At 36.5% G+C, this 15249-nt stretch carries 13 protein-coding genes, 1 tRNA gene and 1 pseudogene; 11 read left to right on the forward strand and 4 right to left on the reverse strand.

Features of this window, described 5'->3' with window-relative positions:
* Positions 1–37: 37 nt before the first annotated feature.
* On the reverse strand, positions 38–1261 hold the full coding sequence (gene pepT, locus NFR29_RS02085; RefSeq protein ID WP_251422515.1) for a peptidase T: 1224 nt from the start codon (positions 1259–1261) through the stop codon (positions 38–40).
* Between the two features lie 206 nt (positions 1262–1467).
* Here pepT and NFR29_RS02090 point away from each other — a divergent pair, with 206 nt between their 5' ends.
* The 11 genes from NFR29_RS02090 to NFR29_RS02140 all read left to right on the forward strand — a co-directional run bounded on the left by NFR29_RS02090 (position 1468) and on the right by NFR29_RS02140 (position 13130).
* Positions 1468–3408: an OPT family oligopeptide transporter gene (locus NFR29_RS02090; protein WP_251422519.1), complete on the forward strand. Its 1941-nt coding sequence runs from the start codon at positions 1468–1470 to the stop codon at positions 3406–3408.
* Positions 3409–3631: 223 nt separating this feature from the next.
* Positions 3632–4417: a basic amino acid ABC transporter substrate-binding protein gene (locus NFR29_RS02095; protein WP_251422522.1), complete on the forward strand. Its 786-nt coding sequence runs from the start codon at positions 3632–3634 to the stop codon at positions 4415–4417.
* Positions 4418–4434: 17 nt separating this feature from the next.
* Positions 4435–5448 (forward strand): homocysteine S-methyltransferase, encoded by a 1014-nt coding sequence (mmuM, locus tag NFR29_RS02100; RefSeq protein ID WP_251422525.1) that lies wholly within the window; start codon positions 4435–4437, stop codon positions 5446–5448.
* Between the two features lie 167 nt (positions 5449–5615).
* Complete coding sequence (locus tag NFR29_RS02105; protein ID WP_251422528.1) at positions 5616–6716, forward strand: MBL fold metallo-hydrolase; 1101 nt, start codon at positions 5616–5618, stop codon at positions 6714–6716.
* Positions 6717–6938: 222 nt separating this feature from the next.
* Positions 6939–7103 carry a hypothetical protein gene (locus tag NFR29_RS02110; protein ID WP_251422531.1) on the forward strand — a complete coding sequence of 55 codons (165 nt, stop codon included), beginning with the start codon at positions 6939–6941 and terminating at the stop codon, positions 7101–7103.
* Positions 7104–7209: 106 nt separating this feature from the next.
* The gene (locus NFR29_RS02115; protein WP_251422535.1) at positions 7210–8253 is read left to right on the forward strand and encodes a helix-turn-helix transcriptional regulator; all 1044 of its coding nucleotides are present in this window, start codon (positions 7210–7212) and stop codon (positions 8251–8253) included.
* 367 nt (positions 8254–8620) lie between these two features.
* Positions 8621–9481, forward strand: a complete 861-nt coding sequence (locus NFR29_RS02120; protein ID WP_251422538.1) for a hypothetical protein — start codon at positions 8621–8623, stop codon at positions 9479–9481.
* A gap of 125 nt (positions 9482–9606) precedes the next feature.
* The gene (locus tag NFR29_RS02125; RefSeq protein ID WP_251422541.1) at positions 9607–10014 is read left to right on the forward strand and encodes a hypothetical protein; all 408 of its coding nucleotides are present in this window, start codon (positions 9607–9609) and stop codon (positions 10012–10014) included.
* An 84-nt stretch (positions 10015–10098) separates the two neighbouring features.
* Entirely contained in the window at positions 10099–11139 is a 1041-nt protein-coding gene (locus tag NFR29_RS02130) for a hypothetical protein (RefSeq protein WP_251422543.1), read from the forward strand.
* A gap of 6 nt (positions 11140–11145) precedes the next feature.
* On the forward strand, positions 11146–12810 hold the full coding sequence (locus NFR29_RS02135) for a phage tail family protein (RefSeq protein ID WP_251422545.1): 1665 nt from the start codon (positions 11146–11148) through the stop codon (positions 12808–12810).
* Positions 12807–13130, forward strand: coding sequence for a CxxCxxCC domain-containing protein (locus tag NFR29_RS02140; protein ID WP_251422547.1), 324 nt, complete (start codon positions 12807–12809; stop codon positions 13128–13130). The genes NFR29_RS02135 and NFR29_RS02140 overlap by 4 nt, the downstream gene beginning before the upstream one ends.
* A gap of 67 nt (positions 13131–13197) precedes the next feature.
* On the opposite strand, the pseudogene tnpA reads toward NFR29_RS02140, so the two are convergent.
* The 3 genes and pseudogenes from tnpA to NFR29_RS02155 all read right to left on the reverse strand — a co-directional run.
* Positions 13198–13521, reverse strand: a pseudogene (tnpA, locus tag NFR29_RS02145) (IS200/IS605 family transposase); the annotation flags it as partial.
* 195 nt (positions 13522–13716) lie between these two features.
* Positions 13717–13807 (reverse strand) — tRNA-Ser (locus NFR29_RS02150).
* A gap of 167 nt (positions 13808–13974) precedes the next feature.
* Positions 13975–15213: an FprA family A-type flavoprotein gene (locus tag NFR29_RS02155; RefSeq protein ID WP_251422550.1), complete on the reverse strand. Its 1239-nt coding sequence runs from the start codon at positions 15211–15213 to the stop codon at positions 13975–13977.
* Between the last annotated feature and the right edge of the window lie 36 nt (positions 15214–15249).

Consider the following 15249-nt stretch of genomic DNA (forward strand, 5'->3'; position numbering starts at 1 on the left):
AGCTCCTTTTTGTTATTTATCTACCTGTATAATGTCATTATTTATCGATATTCACAATATTAATAATAACCTCTACAGCTTTTTCCATATCGTCAATACAAGCAAATTCATGTCGACCATGTAAGTTTTCTACGCCTGTGAAGATGTTAGGGGTAGGGATGCCCATAAAGGAGATTTTAGATCCATCTGTGCCGCCGCGAATTGGTGCACAAATAGGTGTAATGCCAGCTTTTACCATAGCTGCTTTAGCAACTTCTACGCATTCCATATGGTCTTTAATGACTTCGTACATGTTGTAATATTGGTCTTTGACGATGACTTCGCAGACTTCGCGACCATAGCGATCGTTTAAGGAACGTGCTGCTTGGGTGAAGAACGTTTTTTTCGCTTCGAATAGTTGTTTATCGTGGTCCCGAATGATGTAATTCATTGTACCTGTATCAATTTGTGTATCCATGCTAGTGAGCATGAAAAATCCTTCTCGCCCCGATGTGTGTTCTGGCACGGCAGCGCCTGGTAACATAGCGTCAAACTCCATAGCTAGTTTGCTACAGTTGATCATAATATCTTTGGCTGCCCCAGGATGAACAGAAATGCCTTTTAAAATTACTGTACCACTGGCAGCATTAAATGTTTCGTATTCTAAGTGACCGATGCTTTCACTATCGATGGTGTAGGCATAGTCCACAGGAAATTGGGATACATCGAAGCGGTCTGCGCCGATACCGATTTCTTCGTCAGGGCCAAAGGCACACATGATTTTTCCGTGCTTAATTTCTGGATGTTCTTTGATATATCGGAGGGCTTCCATAATTTCACAAATACCGGCCTTATCATCGCCGCCCAATAAGGTAAGACCGTCGGTGACAATTAAGGATTTACCAATATAGTTGGTAAGATTTGGAAAATCGCTAATGCGACTGTAAATACCTTTTTCTTCATTTAAGCAAATGTCGGTGCCGTCGTAATGTTCGATGATGCGAGGATTGATGTTGTCCGCATTATAATCGGCAGTATCCATGTGAGCAATAAACCCAATGGAAGGGGCTGGCTCATCTGTATTGGCATTGATGGTACCAATAACAAAACCATTTTCTTTGTTGTACATAACATGGTCTACGCCGATAGCTTCTAAATCGGGTACTAGCACTTGTTTGGCAAAGTCGACTTGGCTTTGCGTACTGGGAACTGTAGTGCTATGTTCATCGGACCGTGTATTTATACGAACATAGCGAATAAATCGTTGGACCATAGTTTCCATAGACATAACCTCCTTATAGCTTTTTATGAATATCTGATCTAAATTGATTCTATACTTTCATTGTAGAGCAGGAGAAAAGAAAATGCAAAGAGAATACATTTAATATATACAGAATATGCACTTCTTATTGAAAGTACATGCACAGAACCGTCATATAAAGGAATGGATGTACACAGAGGCAATTCTTAGTAAAAGGAGGGATTACTATGTCTGATGAAAGTCGTGTTATTGCACCGATACAGCCTGTATTGGATCCTACAAAAGAATACGAAGAAATCAATTCTTACGTAGTCTTTTGGGGATTGTTTTACGCCGCTGTATTCACCTTAGCCGTAGGCTACTTATGTTTGAAAATTGGTCAAACAGTGGATGCCTTTGCGCCAGTATCTGTATTGGCTATGGGGACAGCAGTCATTTTGAAGCGACAAAATGCTTTTGCTGAAACGGTTCATATCCAAGCGTTAGCCAGTTCTAGTACAAATACACTAGCAGGGGCAATGTTCTTCTTACCAGCCTTATACATTTGGAATGTTACCAATGTGAGTTTTGTGCAAATGGTGATTCCTATTATTTTAGGCGGTATCCTTGGTGTCTTATTGTGTATTATGTTTCGCCGCTATTTCTGTGAAGAAATGCATTATGTTTATCCATTCCCAAGTGGGCGCGCTGCTGCCGAAGTATTGATGAGTAATGAAGGTAGTAAAGCGAAATTGATGATTGGTTCTGGTCTTATTGCGCTAGTGTACGATTTCATTCTCAATAGCCTTGGTTGGTGGGAAGAAATCATTCGCACTACAACCTTTAAATGGGGCAGTGTACTGGCAGAAAAAACAAAACTAACTGCTGCTATCGATACTGATGCGGATTTGTTAGGTCTTGGGTATTTTACAGGCTTGCGCTATGCTTCCATCATTGCTGCAGGTTCTTTCTTCTCGTGGTTTGTGTGTATTCCTATTATCTATTTCTTAGCTCCTGAACATGTAATGATGATCGATGGCAATCCAGTATTGCTAGGGGATGCGCCAATTCGCAAAGTATTCCTCGATTATGTGCGTCACATTGGTATTGGTATGCTCGCTATGGCCGGTATTATTGGTCTTATTTCGATGGCTAAAGTGGTGAGCAATGTGGTAAAACAAGCCATTTTGGATATCTTTAGTTCTAAAACCGTAGAAGTGAATATTCTCCGTACACAACGAGATATTCCTACATCTTGGATTGGTCTAGGCATTCTCGTTTGTACTGTTTTGTTTGGACTGTATTTCCATGTCATGTACGCTGAAAGTTTCGTGCAAACGATGGTGGCCTTTGCGATTGTATTGATTATGTCTTTCCTATTGTCTGTAGTAGGCATTAGCTCTATTGCTTACACAGGGACTGAACCTGTATCGGGGATGACTATCTTTATGATTATTATCTCTGCTGTTTGTCTCACTGCTGTAGGTGTATCTGGCGAGATTGGTATGATTGCAGTTCTTATGATGGCTGCTTTCATCGGCACTACTATTGGTATGGCGGGGAATTTCATGGCAGAACTGAAAGTAGCTCATTTAACAGGGGCAACGCCGAAGAAAATGGAACAATGGCAAATTGTAGGTACTATTATGTGTGCTGTTTTGTCCGTTGGCGTTATGATTCTCTTGAATAATGCTTATGGCTTCGTAGGAGACCGGGCGTTAAATGCGCCGCAAGCTAATGCTATGGCAGCCATTATTGAACCGATGATGACTGGCGGTAGCGCACAATGGCCATTATATATGGCAGGTGCTTTATTTGCCGTTATTTTGTGGATGATTCGCGTTCCGCCATTGGCATTTGCCCTTGGTACCTATTTGCCAATGGAAATCAACACACCTCTATTAATCGGTGGTTTAATTGCTTACTTCGTACAAAATAGCACGAAAGATAAAGCGTTAGCAGAACTTAGATTCTCTAAAGGTAGCACCATCGCCTCCGGTCTCGTAGCTGGTGGAGCTATAGGTTCTCTATTTAGTGCCGTTCTCCGCATCGCAGGGGTAGACGTATTCGCCAGCGAATGGGTAGAAACACCAGAAGCAACATATTTAGGCATCTTTATGTACTTCTTGCTCAGTGTGTTCTTATATAAAGTGGCGATGTATGTGAAAGAAAGTAAATCTGAAGGATAATATTAATCATTACATAGTAGATATGTTGTAGTAATAATTTAAATAAAACAAAATCGGTAAGAACTGTTATAGAAGAATCGCCCTATAACAGTTCTTTTGTTATAGATAGAGGTTATATATAATTAAAACCTATTAATATGATTGGAATTGTTGACCCTACATTTTATCTTTGTTATTATAAATGTATTGAAATAAACAACTTTGTAGTGTAGGAGATAGAACTATGAGAATAAAGAGATTAGGAGCCTTGTTAGGGGCTTTCACATTAGCGACGAGTCTATTCATTGCTGGTTGTGGAAGTGATACAGAAACGAAAAGCAATGTATGGCGTGTTGGGACGGATGCAACGTATGCGCCATTTGGTTTTAAAGAGAAAAATACGGGTAAAATCGATGGATTTGATATTGATATTATCAATGCCATTGCTCAAGAAGAAGGTATGGAGGCGGAAGTTCAGAATTTGAACTTTGACGCTCTTTTACCAGCCTTACAAAGTAATACATTAGATATTGCTATTTCTGATATGACCATATCTGAAGAGCGTGCTAAGTCTGTAGATTTTAGTAATCCTTACTACATTGCTGGTAGTGGTCTCGTAGTTAATACGGATAATACAGATATTACTAGTTTCAGCGACTTGTCGGGCAAAACGATTGGTGTGTCCATCGGTTCTACAGGGGCAGAAATAGCTAGTAAGATTCCGAATGCAGACGTTCGTGAATTTAATCTCATCGTAGATGCTTTCTTAGAATTGCAAAACCGTGGTGTTGATGTTGTTATTAATGACACACCAGTGAATGAGTTCTATATTGCTAACAAAGGTCGTGGCATTGCCAAAATTGTGGGCGAAGACTACGAAGCAGCGCCATTAGGCATCGCTGTGAAGAAGGGCAATACAGAATTATTGGCAAAAATTAACAGCGGTTTAGCGAAAATCAAAGCAAACGGTAAGTATAGAGAGATTTACAAAAAATGGTTTGGTAAGGAACCACCAGCAGAGCAACAGTAAGATAAGAAGAGGTAACTATGGCTAAGAGGACTGCTTTTTTAGATGTGTTGAAAGAACGAGGTCAACTCGTTTTAGACGGTGCCTTCGGTACGGAATTAGAACGACAAGGTTGTGATATTAATGATCCCCTTTGGTCCTCTAAGGTACTTATGGACAATCCAGAAATGATTAAAAAAGTACATATTTCCTACTTAGCCGCGGGTGCCGATATTATTGAAAGCTCTGGTTACCAAGCGACCGTAGCAGGATTTAAAGCGCATGGTTATGGTACAGAAGAAGCGTTGGAATTAGTTAAGTTGTCCGTTCGATTAGCAGTACAGGCGCGCAACGAGTTTGTGGAGGCGAAAGCAAATGGTGCAACGACACTGCGAGGCATTACCTTAGGTGAAGAAACAGCTGATGGCGTTCGTTACTTTTCAGAAGGGGCGTTGCCAAAGCCGTTAGTTGCCGCTTCGGTAGGGCCTTATGGAGCATTTCTCGCTGATGGATCAGAATACCGCGGCGACTACGGAGTAAAGACAGAATATTTAGAAGTATTTCATTTCCCACGGATGGCTTTATTTGCTGAAGAAAATCCAGACATATTAGCTTGCGAAACGGTGCCTTCTTATGATGAAGCCATCGCTATTGCTCGCGTTTTATCGGATCCGTTCACAACTCGTAGCTTGCCAGGATGGATTTCATTTTCTTGTAAAGATAATCATCATATTTCTAGTGGTGAAACGATTATTAAATGTGCCGAAATGATTCACAAAGTGCGACCTGTTACAGGTATTGGCATTAATTGCACCGCCCCAGAATATGTAGAGTCTCTCATCAAAGACATTCGCTCTGTAACGGATAAACCTATCATTGTGTATCCTAATTTAGGTGAAGTTTATGATGGGCTAACAAAAACTTGGTCTGGTGGGCAGTCGGGGTTTTTGGACTATGTCCAACGATGGCGTACTGCGGGTGCTGATATTATCGGTGGCTGTTGTCGAACTAATCCAACAGTTATTAGTGAAGTAGCTAAATTATTACATGTTTAGCAGATTGTTGTGCACTGAATAGAATGATATAATACTAACGAAGAAGACCTAGCTATTTTAATATAGCTAGGTCTCATTATGTGATTAGTAGTATATTCCTAAAAAGAGTATCTTTAACTCATCATATGTAAAGTGTCTTGTATTAAGTTAGTGAAGAAGGATATATAATGCGATATATAGTAATAGTAGTATTAAGCATGCTCGTTCTTATCGGAGGCGGTATATATTGGTTTTTGCAACATCCTTTGTGGGGAGCAAAGCCAGAGGGAGCGCGATTAGCTCGTATTGAGCAATCTCCGAATTACAGAGATGGTCAATTCCGCAATATAGTAGAAGTACCTATGAATACAAGTGATGGTAGTCGCTGGAAAGGAATTTATCAATTCTTGTTTGGCGATAAATCAAAATTAGAAGCCAATCCAATCCCTACAGCGTCTGTGAAAGTTGATTTGAAATCTATACCTCGTGACGAAGATATGATTCTTTGGCTTGGTCATTCCACATTGTATATGCAATTAAGTGGTCAACGCATTCTTATCGATCCTGTGTTATCTGACTATGCATCGCCATTGTGGTTTATTAATAAAGCTTTCAACGGAAGTCATGTGTATGATGCGGAAGATTTTCCAGAAATTGATGTGCTAATCTTATCTCATGATCATTACGATCATTTAGATTATCCTACGATGAAAGCCTTAATTCCTAAAACGAAGCGCATTGTGACGCCTCTAGGGGTTGGTGCTCATTTAGAACGATGGGGTGCAAAACCAGAGCAATTAATTGAAGAAGATTGGAACACTACCGTGCCTATTGATGAAAACCTACGTATACACGTTGTACCAGCGCAACATTTTTCAGGCCGTTTCTTAACTCCAAACCCTACATTGTGGGCTGGCTTCGTTTTTGAAACACCGAAACGCAAAGTCTACTTTGGTGGCGACAGTGGCTATGGTGATTTCTTTAAACAGATTGGAACTACTTATGGCCCTATGGATATTGCTATTCTCGAAAATGGTCAATACAATGAAGATTGGAGTAAGATCCATAGCATGCCAGAAGAAGTAGCTCAAATTGCCCTCGATGTACAAGCAAAACAAGTTGTGTCTGTTCACAATAGTAAATTCGTTCTCGCTCGCCATGAATGGCAAGAACCGATGGAGCGTTTGCTCGCTGCGTCAGAAGGAAAAGACTATGATTATGTAACCCCTATGATTGGTGAAGTGTGGAACCTCGATGGAGAGGCGCCGCATAATCGTTGGTGGAAGTAAATATCTTATAATTCAAATATAGTGAAAGCCAGTAAAGCTGATTTTGATTGCTTTTACTGGCTTTTTTTGTAATGTTTGAATACGTTGTACTAGTTTTAATTAACATCTAGTAATCTTACTAGTCTAACTTAATTTTATAAGGACAAATAGTTGTCTATATTCTTAGTTATAATAATTATAAAAGGAGGAATTGATATGAAAATTACAAACATACAATCTATAATGAGATTACCAGATGGAAAACAACCAGAAGAATTTCTTGCTGATCAAATTCGTATAATTGGTAAAATTAGTTTAGGCATACTTGGTGTTTTGTGGAATGTGATGAAAGAAGAGTCGGAACGAGAAGAAGAGAGACGGAAAAAGAGAACACGCTATCTGTGGTAAGTCATTTTAGAATTTGTTATAATCAGGGTGAATTTATTAAGTAGATTATGAGCTCGTTGTAAGTTTTAGGCTTTCAATGGCGTATAAAACTGTGGGAAGAATATATATGAATAATAAATTTACAGCAGATTGGGAAGAAAAGGTGTCTAAGAAGGCGGTTACATTAGGTGAAAATCAGAAAGAATCAACAGAAAAAATTATGAGAATTCTTTATTTGATGTACACTTTTATGCGGGGAAACAGTATTTCTATTAGTACTACCGCAAAAGAATTGGGCGTTTCTGAAAAGAGTATATCAAGAGATTTATCAACGATTAAAAATTTCTTGTATGATTCCCGTAGCCTTGTAGGTAACACTAAGATTATATATTCTCATAAAATGAAAATGCATCATTTAGATAGTGAAGACTGCTTACAAAATGAAGAGTTATTAATCATAATAAAAGTATTATTGAGTTCCCGGTTACTTAGCAAAGATGAAACAGAAACCATTATAAGAAAGTTAAAAAGAGCCATGTCGTCTGTTAATAAGACGATGATGGATAGCATTATTAAAAGAGAACTACAAGAGTATCAGGAAGTAGCACGAGATAATAATGGAATTATGGATTATGTAGGGAGTCTTATTCGTGCCATTTATGAACAAAAGGAACTTACTCTTGCCTATCGTAAAATGGATAAAGAAGAAGTAGTCCGCCGAGTACAACCCCTTAGCATGATGGTATCAGAATATTATTTATATTTGATTTGCTATCGCTGTGACGATGAAATAAGGACTCCTATTTATTTTCGCGTCGATCGAATATTGAATATGACTGTTCATAATGATCATTTTCGAAAAGATAGACATACCGCTATTAACGAAGGCTTAGTGAGACAAAAAGTGCAGTACATGTTTTCTGGGAAAAAACGATGCATTCGTTTCTCTTATAACGGTCCATCAATAAACGCTATATTAGATAGGATTCCTACAGCACGTATTATAGAAACTCTATCGACAGAAACTATATTAGAAGCGGACATAGAAGGTGATGGTATTAAAATGGTATTACTTTCACAAGGTTCGAAAGTAAAAGTGTTGGCGCCGCAAGATTTTGTTGATGAGATGCGAGATGAAATTGCAACTATGTATGAAAGTTACTCTTCATAGTTAATAGAATGATATTACATGTAAGGTAGCAATCTATTAATGGACGAAGTCATTGTATTGATATAACTTAACAATTTAATTGAATAGTAACAATAGCTAGATGAGAAGGAAAGTAGCATTTCTATTCATCTAGTTATTTTTTTATGTAAATCATTGAATCACTGATACTATAAGTAGTAGTGCAATAAGCTATAAATAATTAAGTGGGACATATGTTTGTCTTAGGTAATAGGTATTATGTAAGTAGTAGATATTATAGAGTAATTGAAAATATATGGACAAATAAGTGTTAAATGTTGACGGGGGGGGGGACATTTAATACAATGAATTTGTAATGAGATAATAGCATAGAAAGTGAGGAGTAGACATGAGATTTAAGGAGTTTTTAGATATATCAACTAGAAACAAACATCCAGTTGAGCTTTTAGTCGGTGTAGCAAGTGGTTTTTTTAGTAATTCGAGTTCCTATGATGAAGTGATACATAAGTCAAATGATATATTAGTTAAGAAGCAGGAAGAAGTATGGGTTAGCTATAAACGCTTAAGTCGATATGAAACATCGATTATAGAATCTTTTATTTATTTTGACGATATAATAAATTCATTCCAGAATTTAGGGGTTCTTAATAGTGGTCGCATAGCAACACTCGTTGCCACTAATACAAATAATGATAATAATGAAAATAGAGTTGAGGTAGAAGTAAGCTGTTCTGAAGATAGTCTAGTAATGGTAGGGACAGCGACAACGACAGCGAGTCTATCAGCAGTAGGAGGGGTTCTTGGAGGGATAGTTGGTCTTTTTGGCTCTAGTCGTAAGGATAGTCAGATTGAAAAGTTCATAAGTGAATTAAAAGATAGAGTTACTCAACTAGATATTATACAAACTGGTATTGAAGAGTATAGAAAACTATTGGAATCTATCATATTTATCTATGAGATGGAACTTACAGAGGTGACCAATCTTGTTTATAGAACACCAGATTGGTCACAATTAACTAAATTAGAACAAGCTAAAATTATTAATATAGCAGATATAGTGATTCTTTTGAAAGATATATGTAGTAAACATTTCTTAGTAAAAGTAGATTCTAGTACTAACAATACATATCCTTATACATATAATAGTGTGAAAGCAGATAAGTTATTAGCATTAGCGCATGCATTAGTAGTATGTAGAATAGGCGAAAACGCACAATTAGACAAATTACGAACTATTATAGATTTTTAGGATATGCTAATTTTATTGATAGTCTGGTTAGTTGTGATGAAGTTATAGGAGAGATAGAATCGTTTTCAAGAAGATATTAAAGTTAATTAATTTTAATAGAACGATCAGTGTAAAAGGAGATATTTATGTATTTACAAGATTTACAATTAGAGCAAAAAGTATTATTTATGGACTTAGCTATTTTAGCTGCACAAGCTAATGATTCATTAGAAGGACAAGAAGAAATGATGCTACAGGAGTACGCTCGTGAAATGGGAATTGATGCGCCTACTTCATATGTAGTAAACAAGGAATTATCAGATATTATTAATGAATTAATTGCGATTAGCAGCCAACAAGATCTTAAGAAAATTGTAGTAGAATTAGTAGCTTTATTATTAGCAGATAATGAGATGGATGAATTAGAAGAAAAATTTTTGCAACAATTTATTAAGGCTACAGAACTTACTCAAAATGATGTAGAGCGTGCAAAGCGTTCTATTGAACAGTTGAAAGAGGTTTATGCAAATTTACAAATGTTTATTAAGATTTAGTTGTATAGGCAATTTGTATTTTTCTGAAAGTGTTCAGGGTATGATTGCTTAGTCCCATAATATATTACATTTAGGAGGATTATTATGTTACCAGCATTATTAATTGGAGCGGCAGTACTTATAGGCGGAAAAGGTGTTAAAGATGGCATTGATGGCAAAAATATGCAGGATGAAGCTGAACGTTTAAAACGTTCAGCTGAGAGACGTTACGATGAGGGAAAAGAGAAAGCTGATAAGTGTATAAAAGTAACAGAATCTTCTTTAGAAAAATTAGGGTTACTACAATTATCTATCAGTCAATCGTTTACAACGTTTAGAACATTGGCAGATGATTTGATTGCAAAAATGAATCAAGCTGGTGTCGGAGAAGGAAAAATGATAGAGATTCCTATAAAGGACTATAAGCTCGAGCAGATTAAATGCATAGAAATGGAAGCTGATGATTATTTAGCTGCAACCGCTAAAGGTGTAGCAAGTAGTGCTGCAGCAGGATTTGCTGTGTATGGTGGTGTCATGACCTTTGGGACTGCTTCTACAGGCACTGCAATTGCTGGTTTATCTGGTGTAGCGGCTACAAATGCATCGTTAGCTGCTATTGGTGGTGGCTCCTTAGCTGCAGGTGGTCTTGGTGTAGCGGGTGGTACTGCTATTCTTGGAGGTTTAGTAGCTGCACCAGTTATAGCTATTGCTGGTCGGGCATACAAATCTAAAATGGAAGAAGGATTAAAAGCCGCCCAACAATATGAGAAAAAAGTAAATGAAATTATAGAAAAGTATAATACTATTTGTGAAAAACATGAAGGCATTCAAATATATGTCAGCCGTATTACAAAAGAATTAAAACGGTTAAATCTTAGGTTTAATAAATATATTGAAAAGTTAAAAATGGCTTCTGTCATGAGTGATGAAGAGATTGATAATGCATCAGAAGATATCATAACAGATATTTCTAATGGCTATATGTTAGCAGCAATTTTAGCTGATATCATTGCAACGCCTTTATTTAAAATGCGTAAAGAAACAGATAAAACAACGGGAGAATCAAGACTAGTACCTAAAACTGATGGAGATCAATGCTTTATTACTAATGATAAGGAAATGGACAAAGTATTAAATTTTAAATAAATCCGTTTGACAGAGGACTTAGAAAATAATATGGATGGGATATTAACAAAACAGTTTGATTGGTTGGAAGAATTAGATAAGACTATAACTAAAGAGCTAGCTACAACATTTGGATTAGGATTTCTTCTTTTTGAAGATAAAGATGGTGGTGATGTAAACACTATTCATAATGTACGCAAAGGTATTTATGCAACAGAAGAAGAACGTTTACGGTACAACAACCGCGGAGATTATGATTCTGCGGCTGTTCATAAAGATTCGACATTTATTGCTAATAAACGGAGATTGAAAGCAGAAAAGGAAGCGGGAACTTTAGTTGATAGATATTCAAATAAAATATTGAACCCCTATGAGAATACTCATACTGATCATACTATCTCAGGTCATGAAGTACATGATGATGCTGGACGTGTACTAGCTGAAATTAAGACAGAGGATTTAGCAAACATTGAGGATAATTTTGTTGAAACTACTGCATATGTTAATTTAAGAAAATCTGATATGTCACCAGAAGATTTTGCAGATAATTTGCCAACCATGGTAAAAGAAAAAGAAAATCGTATTTATACATTAGAACAAAAATTATCAGACATAAGTGGCAGTGATGGGCAGACTCGGCACGAGCGGCAAAAGTTACAAAATAAGCTACGCAAAGAAAAAGAGAATTTAAATAATTTGAAAGCGACCAAGCCTGACTTGATAAAAGCAGAAGCAAAGAAATCAAGAAAGGCACAGGATAAAATTATCAATAAAAAGTATTATACAAGTAAGAAGTTTTTAGAGAATGCAAGTATTGCATCAATTAAAAGTGGATTTAAAATGGGCATTCAGCAAGTATATGGTGTCATTTTTAGAGAAATATGGCTTGGGCTGAAGAAGGAGTTGCCTCGAATTTATGAAAAATGTAAGACTAATTTTAAATTAGGAACATTTTTCAATGAATTAAAAACTGCCATTCAACATATCTGGAAGAAAATTAAGTTAAAATTTCAAGAAATTAAAGATGTCTTTTTAGAATCTTCTATTATGGGTGCCTTAACAAGTCTAGGAACGACTTTGATTAATACTTTTTTTACAACTGGTAAATTTTGGGTACGAATCATTCGTGAAACGTTTGGTAGTATTGTTAGCGCTGCTAAATTAGTTATTTTTAATCCTGATAAATTATCCTGGCCGGAACGAATTAAAGAAGCTTTAAAAATTATTTCGATTGCTATAAGTGGTGTACTCGGCCTTTATTTACAGTCGATTTTAGTTAATCTTCTACAGTTTCCAGGTGGCAACTATATAGCTAATTTTTTATCTGCTGTAGCCACAGGGATTATGACTGTAGGCATAGTATTTTTCTTTGATCATAGTTCGATAATGAAGAAAATTATCGCTTTTTTTGAATCTACAAAATCTAAGTATGAGAAGATACTCGAGCAATATCAAGAGATCAATCGCATATTAGATGAGCAAATAGCTGAATATGTAAGATTAGAATTTAACTTAGATACAGATGAGTTGGCTTACTTGGTTGATGAGATTTATTTAGCTGGTACACCGAAACAATTAGCTGTATATTTGCATCGAGAAACAGAAAAGCGCAAATTAGATATTCCTTTTGATTATCAAAATAGTAGTAATATTCGCTCTTGGCTTAAAGAAAAAGTAGGTTCTGATAAGTGAAAGAAAAATTTCCCTGTATAGAATGTGGTCTTTGTTGTTATAAAGTTAATGAAGTACCTGAAGTAAAATACTTGTACGATGTAGAAAAAGATTGCTGTCGTTATTTGAATTGTAATACTTATAAATGTACGATTTATAATAATCGGCCTGCTTTCTGTAATGTAGAGCATATGTATGATGAATATTTTTCTCATACTATGAGTGAAAGTGAATTTATACTGATTAATTTGAAAGTATGTTATCAATTGAACAAAGAAAAAGGCTTTATAGCTAATTGTCAAAAACTAGCTATATTTATTGATGAACTGGAAATTTATTAGTTAGCTTTTTTGATTAATAATAGTAAAAGCTTAGTCTTATCGTTGATACATAATATTCCTCAGCCTAAAAGTGTCTATTTTCATATTTATATTTTAAATTGGTATTGGTGTGCTTATCAAATGTCATCAGCGCATTTTTTCTCTTAAGATATCCCATAAAACTCGACACCGATATGTTGGGTGGAATCGTCACTAATATATAAATATAATCAATCATTAAATGTCCTTCAATTATATTACTCCCTTTGTATTCATATAATCGCTTAAATATTTTTCTAATACTTTCTCGATATTGATTACATATAGCTTTATGTCTATACTTAGGAGTAAATACAATATGGTATTTACACAACCATATCGTGTGCGCTAGGTTTTGTGCCTTTGTCGCTATAGAAATCACCTCTTTATTGCATATAATGTAGCTTGAATACCTTCATTATATAATAATTTAGAGGTGATTTTTTAGTATAACTATCGTTTCCGTAGCCGTATAGCAGGTGGCTTTATGATTCGTAATTTCATCGCGAACTACTTTAAAGACAAAAAATAAAAAGAGGCAGAACATTACGTTCTGCCTCTTTCATGTTGGCGGAGAGAGAGGGATTTGAACCCTCGGTACGGTATCACCGCACACATGATTTCCAATCATGCTCCTTAAGCCGCTCGGACACCTCTCCATGTATGTTGTTTTGTAACAGGTACTTATCTAGTATACGAGATAGGTCCTGTCCTGTCAATAATAATTTAAGGAAATTTTATAACCGCCTCAGTTGTGTATAAATCGTCTCAATGGTAATAAAAAAGCCCACCATTTGGTGGGCTTTCATTGGTTGATGAAAGAGTATTATAAAGAGACCGCTTTGATTTCTGCAGCATCAATAGATGCTTTAATATCGTCTGCCATTTTTTCAAGTAATGGTAGGTCTGATTCTTTTAAAGACGATTTAATATCAATTGGTTCAGATACGATTTCAATATCTTTGAAGTCGTTTTCGAAATGGTGTACCATGCTTTTCATAGCTGCAGATGCCCAAGAGTAGTTACCAATAATGGATACTTTATGGTTTTGGAAGTTCAATGCTTTCAATTCGTGAATAAAGTTTTCCATTGTAAGGTAGAGGTTCATATTGTATGTTGGGGCAATCGTAACGAGGTTGGTATATCGCCACGCATCGGCGATGATGTAGGACGGATTTGTTTTAGATACATCGTAGATTTTGATGTTTGTTACACCGCGACGAGCTAATTGTTTTGCTAATTGTTGCGCTACATCACGCGTGTTACCATACATAGATCCAAAGGCGATTACAACGCCTTTTTCTTCCGCTGTGTAGCTGGACCAATGTAAATATTTATTTACAATGTATTCAATACTTTCAGGTGTACGCCAAACTGGGCCGTGTAAAGGCGCAATGCGTTTGATTTCCAATTCAGATACTTTGCGGATAGCCGCTTGTACTTGCGGACCGTATTTACCAACAATGTTTGTGTAGTAACGGCGCGCTTCGTTTTCATAAGTGCGAACGAAATCAGTTTGATCTGCAAAGATGCTGCCATCGATAGTACCAAATGTACCGAATGCATCAGCAGAGAACAATGTACCAGTCGTTTTTTCGTAGGTACAAGTTACTTCAGGCCAGTGCACCATTGGCATTTTATAGGATACTAATGTGTGTTTACCTAAATTGATTTCATCTCCATCGTTGACTTCGTAGTAGTTGTCTGGTTTTGGGGAGTTGTAAAATTGTTCGAACATGCGGAACGTAATGGCATTACCAATCATTTTACAATTTGGGTAACGTTCTAATGTTTCCAACAATGTTTGGCAATGATCTGGTTCCATGTGGTTAACCACGATGTAATCCAATTCGCGACCATTTAATAGATGCGTTAAGTTATCGAAGAAGGCTTCGCGGATTTCCGCATCAACGCTGTCTACCACACAAGTTTTTTCGTCATCGATGAAATAGCTATTATAGCAAACACCGTTAGGGATAGGGAATAAGTTTTCAAAACGTTCAGTTGTCCAATCATTACTGCCAATCCAGTAAATGTTATGGGTCATTTTCTGAGCACAATGCATAGTAAAATCCTTTCTTACATAAGCAATATGTTAAAC

It is taken from the genome of Veillonella agrestimuris, assembly GCF_943193065.1.
In the GTDB taxonomy this organism is placed as follows: domain Bacteria; phylum Bacillota; class Negativicutes; order Veillonellales; family Veillonellaceae; genus Veillonella; species Veillonella agrestimuris.